Source organism: Undibacterium sp. Ji49W, assembly GCF_049340205.1.
Lineage (GTDB): Bacteria > Pseudomonadota > Gammaproteobacteria > Burkholderiales > Burkholderiaceae_D > Undibacterium.
Map to the genome: position 1 here is coordinate 16699 of NZ_JBMPOW010000026.1, position 17711 is coordinate 34409.

Below are 17711 nucleotides of genomic sequence, written 5' to 3' on the forward strand. Positions count from 1 at the left end.
AAAAAAGCGTAACAAATGCTTTCCCATAAAGGTATTTTATTTACATAATAAAGTTCTGTTTGATTAATTGCCTTTCATTTCCCGCGTGTAAGTTCAGAGAGGAAAAAACATAGCAATATCTCATCAGACTGCAGTACAGGCAAACATGAAAGTTCACGAAATTTTCCGACGTGCCAAAGTTAAACTGCCACAAACGGATCCGGCACCCGATTGCATCTGGTCTATCAATAAAGAGGGAATAATAATGATTTTCAAAGAAAAAGTTGGCGTACAGTCAGTACGTCTGGCGCTCAGCGTTATAGCTGGCTCCATGCTGATCGGGGGCTACGCCCACGCTCAGACTGAAGCACCGCAACGTATTGAAATTACCGGTTCGAACATCAAGCGCGCCGATAAAGAAGGTACATCACCAATTCAAACCATCACTGCAAAAGAAATCAAGCAGAGTGGTGCAACAACCGTGCTGGAATTGTTGAAGAATGTCCCGTCCATGGGTACCGGTGGTTACAGTGATACACCAGACCAGAACGGTTTCTCCCGCGGTGTTGCAACAGCATCCCTGCGTGGCCTGGGTTCCACTTCTACCCTGATCCTGTTGAATGGTCGCCGCATGACGCCTTCCGCGTACGCGAATCCAAACAACGGCCAGTCCACACTTTACGATCTGAACAGTATCCCTCTGTCTGCCATTGAAAAAGTAGAGATTTTCAAAGACGGCGCGTCAGCAGTGTATGGTTCCGATGCGGTTGCCGGCGTTATCAACTTCATCACCAAGCGCGATTACCAGGGTGGCGAAATCTCCACTAGTATCGCTGCCAATGATGACCGCGAATTCGGTCGTCAAAATGTCAACGGTACAATCGGTTTCGGTGACTATTCCAGCCAGGGTTACAACGTTCTGTTTGCTGTAGATTACAGAAAACAAAACGCGACTACCATGAAAAATGGTTCCAACGATATCAATGCTCAAGCGTACGCTGACATTAACTACCGCTTGAATCCATACAGCAGCAGTGTTTCCAATCAGGCATTCTTCTACAAAGAACGTACGCCTGGTTCCCTGTCCTTCTTCACGACAGGCGCAACAGTCATCAACCAGACTAACTGCGATCCTTCACGTAAAGTGACTGGCGCTGCCGTCAACAATATCGCTGCCACCAGCGTACTGTTTGGCCGTACATTTTGTAACTACGATCTGGATGCAGATACTGATGTACAGACCAAAGGCGATGACATCAGCTTCATGACAGTCGGCAATCTGAAAATCAACGACAAGCTGTCTGCTTTCGGTGAATTTGCCTATAACGATTCCAAGCGTGTGTATCGTGCATCTCCACGTACCATCAGCGGTACATCTCCAACTACCAACTTCCTGGTTGGTGGTCTGGCGACTCCGTTCCAGGCAATTCTGCCTATCGGCCATCCGGACAATCCGAATAAAGATGCCCGTACTGCCGTTTCCTACCGTTTTGAAAACCTCAAAACTGGTACAGATCTGGACAATAAGGCTTCCCGTCTGGTTGCTGGTCTGAAAGGCACAGTTGCTACATGGGATTGGGAAAGTGCCGTATTGTGGAACCGTTCCGAACGCAATGAAGTTGCACACGGCTTCCTGTACCTGCCTACTCTGCGTAAGCTCGTCACAGACAACCGTTCACTGGCTTCCATCGCAGCTGACCCAACTCTGAGCCCTGACCTGACCAACATCGGTACCGCTGAAATCGCCCAATGGGATGCCAAGGCAACGACAGAATTCGGTAGCCTGGGTGGCGGCGCAATCGGCTTTGCAGCTGGTGTTGAACTGCGTCAGGAAAAACTGACTATTGCTCCTGATCCTATCAATGCTCGTGGTGACATTCTGGGCCTGGCAACGACAGCGATTGATGCGAAACGTAATGTTTCTTCTGCATTCTTCGAGGTCCGTACGCCATTCCTGAAAAATTTCGAAATGGATTTCGCTGGCCGTTACGATAAATACCCTTCCTTCAAAGGTAATTTCGTACCTAAAGTCGGTGCAAAATGGACAGTCGTTGACGGTCTGGCATTCCGCGGTACTTATGCTGAAGGCTTCCGTGCTCCAGCTTTGTCCCAGGTTGCTGCCGGTGGTGCGCAGTTCTTCCTGAACGGTACAGTTGATCCTATCCGCTGCCCTAACGGTGCAAATCCTGTTGCTGGCGCTGAAACAGCTGATTGCTCCAAGAGCGTATCCGGCGTTGGTGGTGCTAACCCTGACCTGAAACCAGAAAAATCCAAGAGTCTTGCTTTTGGTATGATCTACTCCCCAACAGCCAACTTTGACGTTGTTGTAGATGCCTACAAACTGCGTCAAGAAGGTGAAGTTGCTCTGAGTAGCTCTACTTTCTTGCTGGAACATCCAGGCAACTTCCCAGCTGATTACATCATCCGTGATACCAATCCGCTGAACCAGTTGAAAGATGCAAACGGTAACCCTATCCCTGGTACAGGCCCATTGCTGGCAGTAAAAACTCCTTGGGTTAACCAAGGTAGTACTGAAGTCAGCGGTGTGGACGTTGAGCTGAAAATGCGCAACAACCTGGGTGAAAATGGCAAACTGTCCACTTCCCTGCGCTCTACTTACCTGATTTCCTATCGTCGTGCTGAATCTCCAGGCGACGTAGAAAGAAATGCGGTTGGTACAGCTGGTGGCTTGAATGACTGGGCAACATCGGTAGGTAACATCCCACGTCTGCGTGCAACATTGCGCACCGTTTGGGAAAAAGGTCCTCACACTGCATACGGTACAATCAACTTTACCGACAGCGTTTCGCAATACCGTCGTTATGACAACGCCACTACTTACGCTACACCATATTGCTACTATGGTGCCGGTGTTCCAGCTGGTGCGACTACAACGTTTGCGAATCAACCTAACTACACCAAGTATTTCCCAGATTGCCAAATCTCAAGCTGGACTACACTGGACGTAGGTTATAGCTACTCTGGATTTAAAGATCTGACTTTGGGCATCAACATCAGAAACATCACTGATTCCAAAGCACCTTACAGTCCAACAACTACTGCTACAACAGTACAGCAAGGTTACAACTCGACTTTGCATAACGACTTCGGCCGTTATTTCACGATCTCTGCAAGATACGTTTTCCGTTGATCGGTTGACGTAGTGTAAAGAATAGACGCCTCGTAATCCGGGGCGTTTATTTTTGGTGCTTCTTATTTTCAAATAAAAAAACCCATAGGAAAAAGAATGAAACAGGTGCTCACTACAATGTGCAGGCAACTTTCTGTTTGCGCAATTATCGCTTTCAGCCTGGCGGTGCCAGTCCATGCCCAGACGCCAGTACAAGAAAAAATTCCGGTTGAGAATTTCTTCAAGACTTCTCACATAGAAAAAGTACAAATGTCGCCGGATGGCAAATCCATCGGCATGCTGGCATTGAATAATAATGATCGGTTTGTGTTATCAATTCTCGATACTGCGACTCTGACGCCAAAAGTTATTGCCGGCTATGACAAGACAGACGTAGTTTCGTTTAGCTGGGTCAGTAGCCAAAGGCTGGTTTTCAGCATAGGCGATGTTCGCGCACTGATTGGTGAAGGCCGCGGCGGCAGCGGAACATTTGCCATCAATAAGGATGGTACTGAAATTCGTCAACTGATAGGTAGAGAGGGCAGTGAAAAAATACGGGTACTCAACAATTTATATGAACTTCACTCCACCGTAGGTTCCAACGAAGAAAATGACGTGTATGTGACTCGTGAAACGGGTAATCGTAAAAATCGCAGTGCAGCATTGTTTAAACTGAATACGATAACGGGACAAAATGAAAACATCCCTGCTCCAGTCAATTCTGTAGGATTCATGCTCGACAAATCTGGTCAGCTTCGCGTGGCGACTACCAGTCTGGACAACCTGACGGGCGTCGAATACAAAGACCCCAAAACCCAGCAATGGCGCAATCTGATTACGTTTGACAATATCAAGGAAGATGGTTTTTCCCCTGCATTTATTGCCCCAGACGGCCAGCTTTATGTTCGTGCTCACAAGGGGCAGGACACGACTTCCATTTATCGTTATGACCTGGAAAAAAACAAGATAGACGATACGCCCATCGTATCGACTAAAGGGTTTGATTTCTCTGGCGGGTTCATCTATAACAATAAGCAAAACAAACTCCTGGGCATCAGTTATGAAACTGATGCCGCAGGTGTGTTGTGGCTGGATGAAAAATGGAAATCCTATCAGGCAAAAATTGATAAAGCATTACCAAACACCGTCAATAGCCTGTCGGGGAGCATAAATTCTGACAGTGATTTGATTATTGTGCATTCATATTCAGACGTCCACCCTGGCTCATACCTGATTTACAACACAAAAACTGAGCAATTTACCGCCATCGGTGACTCCAGGCCAGAAGTCGACTCCAAAAAAATGTCCTATAAGGACTTTGTCAGAATCAAGGCGCGCGATGGCCTGGAGATTCCTACCTATGTCACTATCCCGCGCAACAGTACGGGTAAGAATTTGCCAATGGTAGTCATGGTTCATGGTGGCCCCTATGTACGTGGGGTACATTGGTCTTGGAACCCTGCAACACAATTCCTGGCATCCCGCGGCTATGTCGTAATCGAGCCTGAGTTCCGGGGCAGCGAAGGGTATGGAAAAGCATTAAACAGAGGCGGCTGGAAACAATGGGGTCTGGCAATGCAGGATGACGTCACCGATGTGACCAAATGGGCAATTGAGAAGGGTTATGCTGACCCGAAGCGCATTTGCATTGCAGGTGCAAGTTATGGCGGTTACGCTGTCCTGATGGGACTGATCAAAGAACCTGACATGTATCGCTGCGGTATCAGTTGGGTCGGTGTCACCGATATCAATCTGTTGTATGACGTCAGTTGGAGCGATACCGCTGGAACAACCTGGGCGCGCTATGGCATGCCAGTCCTGATCGGGGATCAGGAAAAAGATGCGGCGCAATTGAAAGCCACGTCGCCAGTAGAGCAGGCAAGCCGCCTGACCAAACCTTTGATACTGGCCTATGGTATCGAAGATCGCCGCGTTCCTCTGGTGCACGGTGAGCGTTTCAAGAAAGCACTCCCTGCCAGCACCAAAGTGGAATGGATCACTTATACGGGTGAAGGTCACGGCTGGCGCCAACCTCAGAACAATGTGGACTTCTGGACCAGGGTAGAGAAGTTCCTGGAAGTGAATACAGCAGTCAAGTAAGCAGGTAATTCCCAAAAAAATCCACGCATGGCATGCGTGGATTTTTTTTATCCTGTCAGCAGTCAGGCAAATAAATATCTGCTACCCGCTTCAACCACGCGGATGATGCTGCGCATGCAGTTTCTTCAAACGTTCCCTGGCGACATGGGTATAGATTTGCGTCGTCGAAATATCCGCATGGCCCAGCAATAACTGCACAACCCGCAAATCTGCGCCGTGATTCAGCAAATGCGTGGCAAAGGCATGGCGCAAGGTATGGGGTGACAGTGCCACCGTGATGCTTGCCTGTTCAGCATATTTCTTGATCAGTATCCAGAACATCTGCCGGGTCATGGCTGCGCCGCGTGCGGTGACGAACAGGGCATCATCTATCTGGCCATTCAAGATGGCTGGCCGCCCTTCTTTCAAATAACGTTCCAGCCAGGCGCGGGCGATCTCACCAAAAGGCACCAGCCGGGTTTTGCCACCCTTACCGGTGATGCGCAAAACACCTTCATTCAGGCCCACTTCAATCGATCGCAAACCCACCAGTTCACTGACGCGCAAGCCGCAGGCGTACAACACTTCCAGCATGGTCCTGTCACGCAGGCCAAGCGGGGTCGAGTCATCCGGTGCCTTCAACAACAATTCCACCTGGGCTTCGCTCATGGTCTTGGGCAGGCGTGGTGCCTGCCTGGCTGAACGCAGTTTGCTGCAAGGATTCTGGCTGATCAGGTTTTGACGAAATGCCAACAGATAAAAACGCTTCAGTACGCTCATGCGGCGGTTGGCAGAACTGGCTTTGGAGCTGGCATGCTTCGCCGCGATATAGCTGCTGATGTCCGCATGGCTGACCTGGTACAGGTGCTTGTCATGCCCAGGGTGCAGCCACTCGGCAAACAGGCGCATATCGCGCCGGTAGGCTTCGATGGTGTTCTTCGCCAGCCCGTCTTCCAGCCACAAGGCATCGCAAAACTGATCGATTTGTGCCGTTATCGCGGCGGGTAAGACAATCGCCGGTTCTGGCGCCAGGGCTGACTTGCCTTTTACTTCCACAATGCATCCTGAGTCCGGTCATAGCCAGCGACGCCTTCATGGGCAAGCAACCAGCGCTTCACCCCCAGGTGGAAGCCTGTTTCATCATCATGGTGGGCAAAGCCGCCTATGCCACCGGCAGCCGTCACACGATGGCAGGGAATGACCAGAGGGTACCAGTTGGCGCCACAAGCCTGCCCCACTGCACGTGGCGCAGAACGCAAATGTTTGGCAATCTGCCCATAGGTTAATACCTGACCGCGCGGTATGGATGAAATTGCCTGCCACACCCTGCCCTGAAAGACAGTGCCAGCCTCTTTCAAAGGCAAGGTAAATTGATAATCGGGATTCTTCAGATAGGCATCCACCTGTTTCGCTGCCTGTTCGGCCAGCTTGTCGACCGGCGCTTTTTCTTTAAAGCGGGCTGGCAGGTAGACCAGTTCAGAAATATGAGGGCCTTCACTGCGAATACCGACCGCACCGAATGGTGCCTCTACGATAGCTGAAAAAATACCCGATTCTTTATCCAGCATGATTTTCCTTTCAGGCAAAAGAAAAAAAGGCGCATCATCTGATGCGCCTTTAAAACGTCTTTCGCGTTTTCGGCTGTTTAGCGTACATGATTTTTTTTAATTTATCACATCCGCTCAGCTTGTAGTAAAAACGCGCGTCTCCTCAGTGTGTACGGTATTGTTACCGTTATTTTGCACTACCGCCTTTTAAACTGGTACTTGCTTTTCGTCTTGCAGAAATCTGAACTGACGAGAATATAGCATGCTCAGAATTGGCTTTCAAAATAAAAATGGTACAAATTGGTGCATTGTTGCAGATTTGTGAAATATGATCATAACGCTTAAAAATGTGCTAGGCAATGCCAATTTTTATTTTGCCAAAATAAAAATTGCCGTATTTCCTAGCGGAAAACACGACGATTTCTTTTTAATTTTGGCTAATTCTCTTTTGTTTATCTACTTGTATATCCGATTTGGCAACGGCACCGGGGTGTGAACTGCTTAAGTAATCAGCAGCAGCAAGCCAATTTTCTTACTCAAGTGTGACAAAGCTGTTACAGACAGGACAGAAATCCCCATTTTGGTGATTCCGGCTCTGTCGATGCAATTAAAGACTGTAGGGAGTGATAACAGTTACCAGCGTAGATCATGCCAGTAGCCTGTTCAGGGTATGGAGCTGGGTCAGATGGCACTGACCCCAGGCAGCCACGCCAGAGGCATTGTATGCCCTGGCGATGCGGCTAAGGAGGGACTTATTTATAACCGAGCTTCAGTGCTTCTTTGTTGACGTTGCTGATCAAATCCTTACCGATACGGCCTTCCATTTCTTTTTGCACCGGCAACAAGGTTTTGCGCCATTCTGCTTTTTCTTTATCTGTCAGCACGTACACAGTTGTCTTGCCAGATTTCTTGACCGCTTCCAGCGCATTGTCATTCTCTTGCTGGGCAATTGCATTCGCGTATTTGGTGGCAGATTTCATCGCTTCATCAAGCTGGCCACGGATATCGGCTGGCAAACCGTCCCAGAACTTCTTGTTGACGATGACAGCATAGCCAAGATAACCATGGTTAGTGATGGTCACGTGCTTTTGTACTTCATGCATTTTCTGTGTGTACAGATTGGATGGCGGATTTTCAGTGCCGTCAACCACACCTGTCTGCAAGGCCTGATACACCTCAGAGAAAGCCAATACCTGTGGGTTGGCGCCCAACGCACGCATTTGCGCATCCAATACCTTGGATGACTGTATGCGCATTTTTTGCCCCTTCATGTCAGCAGGCATATGCAGGGGTTTGTTGGCCGACATGACCTTGAAACCATTGTCCCAGAAACCCAGGCCGGTAATACCTTTGGGCTCCAGTTTTTTCATCAGGTCCTTGCCGATCTGGCCTTCGGTCACGGCGTACAGCACGTCTTTTGAAGGAAAAATATAAGGCAAATCGAAAACTTCAAATTCTTTCACACCCAAAGGGCCAAATTTAGCCAGTGAAGGTGCCAGCATCTGCACTGCGCCCAATTGCAGTGCTTCCAGCTCTTCCTTATCTTTATACAGGGTGCTGTTGGCGTAGACCTCAACTTTGACGCGTCCCTTGGTGGCTTTTTCTGCCAGTTCCTTGAAACGCTCAGCGGCTTTACCTTTAGGCGTATCGCTGGAAACCACATGACTGAATTTAATGACGATAGGGGCCTGCGCAAATGCGGCACCGCTCACAAGGGAAGCAGTCAGCAGGGAAAACAGCACTGATTTCAGTTTCATATTTGTCTCCAGACATTTTTGTGGATTGTTACACGGATTATTTCAATGTCGGCATTATCCGGCAACTGTGGAAAACCACAAGTACGCAGAGATAAAAGAAGACAACATCTCACAAGCATTGCTCGCCCCGCCAACATCATCTCAACAGATACTTTGCGTCATGGGTAGCAGAGATGTGCAGTCTGCGAAAGATTAGCACGGCAAAAGCAAATGCAAGCTGACGTGGCGCAAGCCTGTTCGCAATTGATAAAAAAGACCCCGATGCAGGCAACTGTAGTTGACTTTACTGTTTCAACAAAAATGTCGTTTATTTCAAATATATGTGGATAACCACAGTTGCAAGCCATTACATGCTTACCGGAAAATACTACACACAAGAAAAATGATTATATTGCAACATGGGAGACTGTATGAAACCAAAATCCGCAGCATTCAAGCGTCCGGCCAAGACTCGACTGACTGTCCAGCCAATCAGGCAGAACAGTACCGGCATCGAAATACCACACCCAAGTACAGCAGGCACTTGTCGAAACAGCCTGATCTGAACGAAGATACACATATCAATCTGCCTTGCACATCTGCCGTATTGCAAGGCTTACTTGCTGACACCTGGCCATTACTCTCACAATAACGCCAATTTTTTCTTCAACTGGGACACTGTCATGAAATTCCTCGATCATCTGGAAGAGTGGATTATCGCCATCCTTATGGGCGGCGCAACGCTCGTCATTTTTATCTCGGTACTGCACCGTTACGGTACCGGTTTCAGTATCCCTTATGTTCAGGACTGGCTGCTGTCGCTGCGGTTCAGCTGGGCACAGGAACTGTGCATCATCATGTTTGTGTGGATGGCCAAATTTGGCGCTGCCTATGGCGTACGCGCCGGTGTCCACGTCGGGGTGGATGTGCTGGTCACCCGGCTGCCGGCCGAATGGCGCAACGCGACTGTGTATACAGCACTGTCATGTGGCGCCATCTTTACCGCCATCATCGGTACCCTGGGTTTGACTTTCGTGTGGGAAAACGGCATGCACTACGCCCTGTTTAACCTGTTTGGCATGGCCAGTGCTGACATGTCAGAAGGCCCTACCACACCGGATCTTGAATGGCCTACCTGGATAGTTTACTCCGCAGTGTGGATGGGTTCTTATCTGATGTGCTTCCGCTTCCTACAGGTTGGTTTTATCTTTCACCGTACCGGCGAACTGCCTCAACATGACCATGCCCACGTCGAAGGCCTGAGTGATGAAGAAAATGCCGTCGAATTACCTGCCACCCCTGCCATGAAAGGAGGTGTGTAATGAGCGCCGCCATTGATACCCTGGGCATCAAACAGATGTCAAAACAGCGTGCCACGATCGTCCTGCTATGTATAGGGCTGGCACTTGGTGCCTTATGCATGGTAGGCAAGGTCGGCATCGTTTTTGCCTTGCTGATCGCGCTGATGCTGACCGGCATTCCCGTCTCCATTGCGCTGGGCCTGACTGTGCTGATGTTCATGTACCTGCTGACCCAGGTGCCGATTGAAGCGGTTGCCCTGAAACTATTCACAGGCATAGAGAAATTCGAGATCATGGCGATCCCCTTCTTTATTCTGGCTGGCAATTTCCTGACACATGGCGGTGTCGCCAAACGCATGATCAATTTTGCCACCAGCATGGTCGGTCACTGGCATGGTGGCCTGGCGCTGGCAGGCATTATTTCTTGCGCCATGTTTGCGCTGGTATGTGGCTCCAGCGTGGCAACGGTTGTCGCTATCGGCTCCATCATTCTGCCAGCCATGGTCAAGCAGGGTTATCCCAAACAGTTTGGTGCCGGCGTCATCATCACCGCAGGTTCGCTGGGGATATTGATGCTGCCATCGATTCCTAAAGTGATTTACGCCATTTCCACCAATACCTCGATCGGTGCACTGTTTGTTGCTGGCCTGTTCCCAGGTATGCTGTTGACAGCCATGCTGTGCGCCACCACCTGGTTCCTGGCCAAGAAAAATGGCTATCCACGCATGAAAAAAGCCACCTGGGGTGAGCGCTGGAAAGCCTTCCGTGAAAGTATCTGGGGCTTGCTGCTGGTCGTCATCATTATCGGCGGTATTTATAGCGGCATCTTTACCGCCACCGAAGCTGCGGCGATGAGCGCGGTGTACGCTTTCCTTATTTCTGTCTTCGTCTACAAAGACATGAAAATATCCAATACCCCCAAGGTACTGGTGAATTCGGCAGCACTGTCAGCCATGCTGCTGTACATCATCACGAATGCGGTACTGTTCTCTTTCCTGATGGCGCATGAGAATATTCCGCAGATGATGGCAGACTGGATATTAGGAAAAGAACTCGGTCAGGCAGGCTTCCTGTTCTTTACCAATATTCTGCTACTGCTGGCTGGTAACGTAATGGAACCCTCTTCCATCATCCTAGTGATGGCACCGATTCTGCATCCAGCCGCCATCCGCCTGGGCATAGATTCCGTGCATTTCGGTATTTTGATTGATGCCAATATGGAAGTCGGCCTGTGTCACCCACCAGTGGGTCTGAACCTGTATGTTGCCAGCGGCATCTCGAAAATGAGCATTACCGAACTGACCGTCGCCGTCATGCCGTGGCTGTGCACGATGCTGGTATTTCTCGTCATCGTCACCTACTGGCCAGGTTTGTCCTTATGGCTGCCAAGGGCAATGGGCATGATGTAAGGAAGGCATGCAACAAGCAAGTCTTTTAAGAATCTGGACCATCCCTACACCGGGATGGTCCAGATTTGCTATGTGGTTGCATGACAGGCGGCATGTCAGGCTGTTACCACGGCTGCCACACGTCCATGCTTTGGCTCTGTCCGTAATGCTGAGGGTGCAGTAAACTAGGCCCATGAAAAGCTTCTACCGCACCCAATCCTGGCCAAATCAGAAATGGCGCTGGATTATTCCCATCCTGCTGCTGTTACTGTTTCTGTCCACCCTGATCTGGCTGCCATGGCAGGCGCAGCGCATGGAAGCCAATGAAAGGCAAGAACAACTGATCGCCGATTCGCTGTGGGTAGAACAGGCCATACAGTTCCAACTAACCCGCAATGATGAAGTGTTACGCCAGATTGGTGGTGAAATCGCCTCAGCCAAGCTGCAAAAAGAAACCGTACTGGACCGTTTTCGCGCCATTCTTAAAAACAACCGTGAAGTCCAGCGTATTGCCTGGTATGACGCCAATAACAAGGTCGTCGTTGATACCCGTGAAAGCGTGGTCGCCAATGCCGAGCGTTTGCCACTACCCAAATTTGAATTCGGGGCGCTGGATGTCAGTGAAGAAACCGTCTGCCTGAAGCCTGTACTGGAAATCAATGCCAAGAATGCCTATCTGCTACATTGTCAGATTCCCATGATCAAGGACGAGCGTCGCATAGGCAGCATGATGATCAGTTACCGCATGGGCGGCATCCTGGAAGAACTGGTGCCCTGGTGGTTTGCCCAGGATAACCAGATCACCATCACCGACATTGATGACCACGTACTGGCCGAACGCGCCGCCGGTGGTAGTGGCAAAAGCGTGTATACCCACAGCCGGGCGCTGGAACTGCCCAGTCTGACCCTGATTTTGCGTACCAACAGCATCAAGAGCGAACCCAAGCTGCTGTCCAACCTGCTGGTGCTGTCTGTCATCCTGTTGTCGGCGGGCCTGATCTGGAGCCTGATGGCGCTGTGGCGCGATATCAACCGACGGCTGGCGGCAGAGGGCGCATTGCGGCAACAGGTCACCTTTCGTACGGCAATGGAAAATTCCCTGGTCACCGGCTTGCGCGCACGCGACATGGAAGGCCGGCTGACCTATGTCAATCCGGCGTTTTGTCGCATGGTGGGTTTTCCGGCTGAACAGATTATAGGGCGCGTGCCACCCATGCCCTACTGGGCACCGGAAGCCATAGAAGAATACCAGCAAAGGTTCACACAATTACTGGCCGGTACGGTACCGTCAGAAGGTTTTGAAACCGTCTATCAGCATGCCAGCGGCGAACGCATACCGGTGCTGATCTATGAATCAGCCCTGATCAATGAAAATGGCAGGCAGACTGGCTGGATGAGCTCCATCCTCGATATTTCTGAGCTGCGGCGGGCACAAGACCTAACCCGCCAGCAGGAAGAAAAACTGCATACCAGCGCCAAACTCGCCACCATGGGCGAAATTGCCTCAATGCTTGCACATGAACTGAACCAGCCGCTGGCTGCCATCTCCAGCTATACCACCGGTGCCATCAACCTGCTGCAATCCGGCATCATAGACCGCCCCCTGTTTCAGAGCGCACTGGAAAAAGTCAATGCCCAGGCGCAGCGGGCTGGTCACATCATCCGCAGCGTGCATGAATTCGTCAAAAAGCGCGAAGCTACCCGTGAACCGGTACAAATCACCGATCTGATTCACACCGTCACACCACTGGTCGAATTGCAGGCCCAGGCCAGCCACGTTGCCCTGCAATGGCAAATCCTGTCCGGACTGCCGATGATACTGGCCGATGGTGTTTTACTGGAACAGGTATTATTGAACCTGACCAGAAATGCGATTGAATCCATGCAAAAAACACCACCAGAAAATCGTATCCTGCGTATAGAAACCAGTTATGACGAAGCCATGCAACAAGTCATCGTCGCCGTGATAGACCGTGGGCATGGCATTCCCTCTGAAGTGGCAGAGCAACTGTTTTCGCCGTTTTTTACGACCAAATCTTCGGGTATGGGCATGGGCCTGAATATCTGCCGCACAGCGGTGGAATTCCATGGCGGCAAGCTGTCACACAGGGATAACCCCTTGGGTGGTACTATTTTCCAGTTTGCATTACCGATCCATCAACAGCAGAGCGCAGACCAATGAAGCGCCGATTAACGTTAGGGAGGCAGCATGTTACACATTATTGATGACGAAGAAGTCATACGCGACGCTTTGTCATGGTTGGCAAGGTCCAGGCAGATTGCTGCCCACAGTTATGAAAGCGCAGAAAAATTTCTGACTGCGCTCGACCGTCCGATGGCCTTCGACACCCAAGGTGACTGCATCTTGCTGGACGTTCGCATGCCTGGCCTGAGCGGCACCAGCCTGTTTGAAATGCTGGCGTCCCGGCAATTGATCAAACGCCTGCCGGTGATTTTTTTGACCGGCCATGGCGACGTGCCGATGGCAGTCGATACCCTCAAGCGCGGTGCGTTTGATTTCTTTGAAAAACCTTTCAACGACAACAAACTCATGGATCGTGTGCAGGAAGCAATGACACAATCGCGCCAGGCTGGCAGCGCTGCGGTCATCCATGAACGTCTGGCGACACTCTCCGGCCGTGAAAAAGAAGTGCTGGACCTGATACTGCAAGGAAAAATGAACAAGGTCATTGCCGATCAGCTAGGCATCAGCATGCGCACCGTTGAAGTGCATCGTGCCCATATTTTTGACAAGATGCAGGTAAAAACTGCCGTTGAACTGGCTGGCATACTTAAATAAAAAATTATTCTGACCGAATAGAAAATACCCAGGCATGTCCATCTTCACCCTGCTCTTCCCGGATTTCACCCTGATACTGCTTGGTTTTTTACTGGCACGTCATGCACACTGGGGTGGGCATTTTTGGGCAGGCATAGAAAAAATCGTTTATTTCATCATGTTCCCGGCGCTGCTGTTTTACACCACAGCACGCACCCAGTTTGATTTTCATTCCACTGGGCACCTGCTGCAAGTCGCTGTTTTTACCACCGCCTGCGGCATGTTTCTGGGCTGGTGTGCAAAATTTCTGTTCAAGACCGCGCCACGCATTTTTGAATCCGGTGTGCAAACCGCCTTTCGCTTCAATTCCTATATTGCGCTGGCACTGGCATCACGCCTGGCCGGTGAACAGGGCACGGCACTGATGGCCTTGCTGATCGGCTTCCTGGTACCTCTATGCAATATGGCAGCCGTGTATGCGCTGGCACACAACAGCGGCAGGCTGCTGAAAGAAATTGCCAGCAATCCTTTAGTAGTTGGCACCGCCAGTGGCGTCCTGTTCAGTGTTTTGCAAATCCAGCTACCCGAAGGCATCGCTGCCACCCTGTCACGCCTGGGCAACGCCTCCATCGCCCTCGGCTTGCTGGCCGTGGGTGCCGGCATTCAGGTGTCCGGCCTGAAACAAGCCAAAGGCATCGCCAGTTATTTCCTGACCATCAAATTGCTGGCCCTGCCGTTCATCGCCCTGCTATTGGGCCGCTGGATGGAACTGCCCCTGTTGCAACTACAAATCGCCGTCGTCTTCTGCGCCCTTCCCACCGCATCCAGTGCTTATGTACTGGCGGCACGCATGGGGGGCAACGGGCCGTTTGTGGCTTTCCTGATTTCTGCAAGCACCGTGTTGTCGGTGCTGACTTTGCCGGTGTGGTTGAGTTTGGTGCGGTGAGGGGATGGGATGTCGATCTCTAACATTTGTGGAACAGTTGCAATAAACAGCAATCATATTAACGTCGCTCCAGCGTAGGCTGGAGCCTAGTGGCGTTTGTTGTATGCTTGAGTTGTTATTAAAACGATTGCCCTTCGTGGACACAAGCCGGGTCTCGGTCAATTAACGGCAATCATATTATCGTCGCTCCAGCGCAGGCTGGAGCCTAGTGTCTGTCGTGGTATGCCGTGTCGTTAATTAACTCGATTACACTCCGTGGACATAAACCAGGTTTGGGGTAATCAACAGCAATCATATTAACGTCGCTCCAGCGCAGGCTGGAGCCTAGTGGCGTTTGTTGTATGCTTGAGTTGTTATTAAAACGATTGCCCTTCGTGGACACAAGCCGGGTCTCGGCCCGGCGGCCGAAATACTTTCTTTGCTTCGCCAAAGAACGTATTCAAAGAAAGGCGACCGCAGACTCGCTCCCTGCGGGAGTACCCATTTATGTAGCGCAAAAAATGGGAAGGTCCGCAACTCGCTTCGCTCAGACATCGGACCTTCTTTTTCCATTTTCTGCACTACACAAATGGCTTCGTCCCAAGCGGATTAGAGTCAACAACAACCCCGAACGTCAAAGGCAACAGCAACAGCAACAGCAACAGCAACAGCAACAGCAACAGCAACAGCAACAGCAACAGCAACAGCAACAGCAACAGCAACACTAACGTTAATTGACCGCATTTAACTAAATATGAATGAGGTTGTATTGACGTTGGTTTTGACTTTGGGGTTGCTTTTGACGTTGAAGTTGTTTTTGAAGTTGTAGTTGTTTTTGACGTCAATCCGCTTGGGACGATGTAATTTGTGCTTCACAGAAAATGGATCAGAAAGCTTCGTGTTTGAGGTGTAGCTGGGGTTTCGAGGTGCATGCACCTCGCCAGCGTAACGGCAATCGCTTGCAAGCGATTGTGCGCCCTGCAAGGGGAGCGAGTTTCGAAGCTTTCCCATTTTTTGGGGTGCACAAATTATGCTGAAGCGCAGCGTAAGCACCCGTAGGGCGAGTCTGCGGTCGCCTTTCTTTGATTCCTTTCTTTGGCGAAGCAAAGAAAGGAATTCGGCCGCCGGGCCGAGTCCCGGCTTGTATCCACGGAGAGCAATCTTTTAATCAAAGTACGGCATACAACAAACGCCACTAGACTCCAGCCTGCGCTGGAGCGACGATATGATGATTGCCGTTGATTTTCCGGAATACGGCTTGCGTCCACTAACGACAATCGTTTTAATCAATGTTCATTTGGACCAAATAATTAAAAATCGCAATTTTTCGTATCAGGGAAATCGCACGAATCATCTTCTATCGCCACAAGATGAACAGAAGGCCGCATTTCAAAAACAAGCTCGTGATAATGAAATCCAATACCGCCGTGACCATAACGTATGATCCATTTTGAACCAGAATATCCCGCCCAGCTAATCCCACGCATGGGAAGCGAGGCATCTCTTATAAAATCGGTTTTTTCGTACTTTTCGCCAATATCCGCAAAAGAGCACTGATGACATAGATCGACAAGGGCCTTCATCACCTCAGTTGGAATGGCTACCTTTCCATTGACTGGCGTATATCCAGGCTTGTTATAAACTGGCTCTGAGTAGCCACAGGCGGTTGCCAACAATGCCAGGCAAAGGACGGGAATTAATTTTAATTTCTTCACACTACAACCCCATGCTGCCCCAACGCCCACCCCACATGCTCCCTAACCATCTCCGACGGATGCGCCAGCCGTGCCTGCAAGGCTGCAACAATCTCTGCATCACCACGCATACTGGACGCTGCATTTCCCAGCCCGACTGCAATATTGCGTAACCAGCGTTCATGGCCGATACGCCGTATCGGGCTACCTTCCAGCATGCGCAGGAACTGTTCTTCGGTCCAGGCAAACAAATGCACCATACGGGCATTGTCGAGGCCGTTGCGGACGGCGAAGTCGTCCACGGCGGCAGCCTGGGCGAATTTATTCCAGGGGCAGACCAACTGGCAGTCGTCGCAGCCGTACACACGGTTACCGATCAGGGGGCGTAGCTCTACCGGTATGCTGCCGTGCAATTCTATGGTCAGGTAAGACACACACAGGCGTGCATCCACCGTGTACGGGGCGACGATGGCCTTGGTCGGGCAGACATCGATGCAGGCGCTGCACTGGCCGCAATGCTGGCCCACCGGTTCATCCACTGGCAACGGCAGATCGATCAGGATTTCGCCCAGAAAAAACATGGACCCTGCTTCGCGACTCAACAACAGGCTATGTTTGCCACGCCAGCCCAGCCCGGCTTTTGCGGCCAGGGCCACCTCCATGACCGGGGCAGAATCGGTAAATACCCGATAACCAAAGGGGCCTATGGCTTTTTCTATGCGTTCGGCCAGTTGCTGCAGACGGGTGCGCAAGACCTTGTGGTAGTCGCGCCCGCGTGCATACAAGGATATGACGGCTTTGTCTGCTGCCTGGCCTTGCTCTTCGGCACGCCAGCTTTCCGTTTTAGGCAGATAATTCATGCGGGCAGAAATGACCCTGACGGTGCCGGGCACCAGATCTGCCGGGCGGGTACGCTTGCTGCCGTGGCTGGCCATATAAGCCATCTCGCCATGGTAACCGGCGTCCAGCCAGTCCTGAAAACTGGATTCGATATGCGACAGGTCAACATCGCCGATACGCAGTTCGGCAAAGCCCAGCTCTTTGCCCCACAGGCGTATTTGCCCGGCCAGATCGGCCAGGGCGGCACTGTCCAGAATCATGAACATGCCCCTGCGGTGCACACAGAGTGTGGGTGATGTGCTATGTTTAGCGA

13 protein-coding genes are annotated in these 17711 nt (G+C 50.8%); 8 read left to right on the forward strand and 5 right to left on the reverse strand.

All coding sequences use genetic code 11. The features are described 5' to 3' along the window. The first annotated feature begins 244 nt into the window (after positions 1 to 244). Together ACO0LK_RS24765 and ACO0LK_RS24770 are read left to right on the forward strand one after the other, a co-directional pair. Positions 245 to 3130 carry a TonB-dependent receptor plug domain-containing protein gene (locus ACO0LK_RS24765; protein WP_422979866.1) on the forward strand — a complete coding sequence of 962 codons (2886 nt, stop codon included), beginning with the start codon at positions 245 to 247 and terminating at the stop codon, positions 3128 to 3130. Positions 3131 to 3226: 96 nt separating this feature from the next. Next, positions 3227 to 5209, forward strand: coding sequence for an alpha/beta fold hydrolase (locus ACO0LK_RS24770; RefSeq protein ID WP_422979868.1), 1983 nt, complete (start codon positions 3227 to 3229; stop codon positions 5207 to 5209). Positions 5210 to 5299: 90 nt separating this feature from the next. Here ACO0LK_RS24770 and xerD read toward each other — a convergent pair whose 3' ends face one another. From xerD to ACO0LK_RS24785, 3 genes are all read right to left on the reverse strand, one after another. Continuing rightward, positions 5300 to 6220: a site-specific tyrosine recombinase XerD gene (xerD, locus tag ACO0LK_RS24775; protein ID WP_422979973.1), complete on the reverse strand. Its 921-nt coding sequence runs from the start codon at positions 6218 to 6220 to the stop codon at positions 5300 to 5302. 14 nt (positions 6221 to 6234) lie between these two features. Next, complete coding sequence (locus ACO0LK_RS24780) at positions 6235 to 6756, reverse strand: methylated-DNA--[protein]-cysteine S-methyltransferase (RefSeq protein ID WP_422979870.1); 522 nt, start codon at positions 6754 to 6756, stop codon at positions 6235 to 6237. Between the two features lie 731 nt (positions 6757 to 7487). Further along, complete coding sequence (locus ACO0LK_RS24785) at positions 7488 to 8492, reverse strand: TRAP transporter substrate-binding protein (RefSeq protein WP_422979872.1); 1005 nt, start codon at positions 8490 to 8492, stop codon at positions 7488 to 7490. Positions 8493 to 9154: 662 nt separating this feature from the next. Here ACO0LK_RS24785 and ACO0LK_RS24790 point away from each other — a divergent pair. The 6 genes from ACO0LK_RS24790 to ACO0LK_RS24815 all read left to right on the forward strand — a co-directional run bounded on the left by ACO0LK_RS24790 (position 9155) and on the right by ACO0LK_RS24815 (position 15592). Next, complete coding sequence (locus ACO0LK_RS24790; protein ID WP_422979874.1) at positions 9155 to 9793, forward strand: TRAP transporter small permease; 639 nt, start codon at positions 9155 to 9157, stop codon at positions 9791 to 9793. Positions 9794 to 9891: 98 nt separating this feature from the next. After that, entirely contained in the window at positions 9892 to 11181 is a 1290-nt protein-coding gene (locus ACO0LK_RS24795) for a TRAP transporter large permease (protein ID WP_422979975.1), read from the forward strand. Between the two features lie 172 nt (positions 11182 to 11353). Then, a complete protein-coding gene (locus ACO0LK_RS24800) occupies positions 11354 to 13342 on the forward strand; it encodes an ATP-binding protein (protein ID WP_422979876.1) in 1989 nt (662 codons plus the stop codon). Between the two features lie 27 nt (positions 13343 to 13369). Continuing rightward, positions 13370 to 13960, forward strand: a complete 591-nt coding sequence (locus ACO0LK_RS24805) for a response regulator transcription factor (RefSeq protein ID WP_422979878.1) — start codon at positions 13370 to 13372, stop codon at positions 13958 to 13960. Between the two features lie 34 nt (positions 13961 to 13994). Continuing rightward, the gene (locus ACO0LK_RS24810) at positions 13995 to 14885 is read left to right on the forward strand and encodes an AEC family transporter (RefSeq protein WP_422979880.1); all 891 of its coding nucleotides are present in this window, start codon (positions 13995 to 13997) and stop codon (positions 14883 to 14885) included. Between the two features lie 341 nt (positions 14886 to 15226). Further along, on the forward strand, positions 15227 to 15592 hold the full coding sequence (locus ACO0LK_RS24815; protein ID WP_422979882.1) for a hypothetical protein: 366 nt from the start codon (positions 15227 to 15229) through the stop codon (positions 15590 to 15592). A 582-nt stretch (positions 15593 to 16174) separates the two neighbouring features. On the opposite strand, the gene ACO0LK_RS24820 is transcribed toward ACO0LK_RS24815, so the two are convergent. Together ACO0LK_RS24820 and queG are read right to left on the reverse strand one after the other, a co-directional pair. Beyond that, positions 16175 to 16579, reverse strand: a complete 405-nt coding sequence (locus ACO0LK_RS24820; protein WP_422979884.1) for a hypothetical protein — start codon at positions 16577 to 16579, stop codon at positions 16175 to 16177. Next, complete coding sequence (queG, locus tag ACO0LK_RS24825; protein ID WP_422979886.1) at positions 16576 to 17658, reverse strand: tRNA epoxyqueuosine(34) reductase QueG; 1083 nt, start codon at positions 17656 to 17658, stop codon at positions 16576 to 16578. Before queG ends, ACO0LK_RS24820 begins: the two co-directional genes overlap by 4 nt. Positions 17659 to 17711 lie beyond the last annotated feature (53 nt).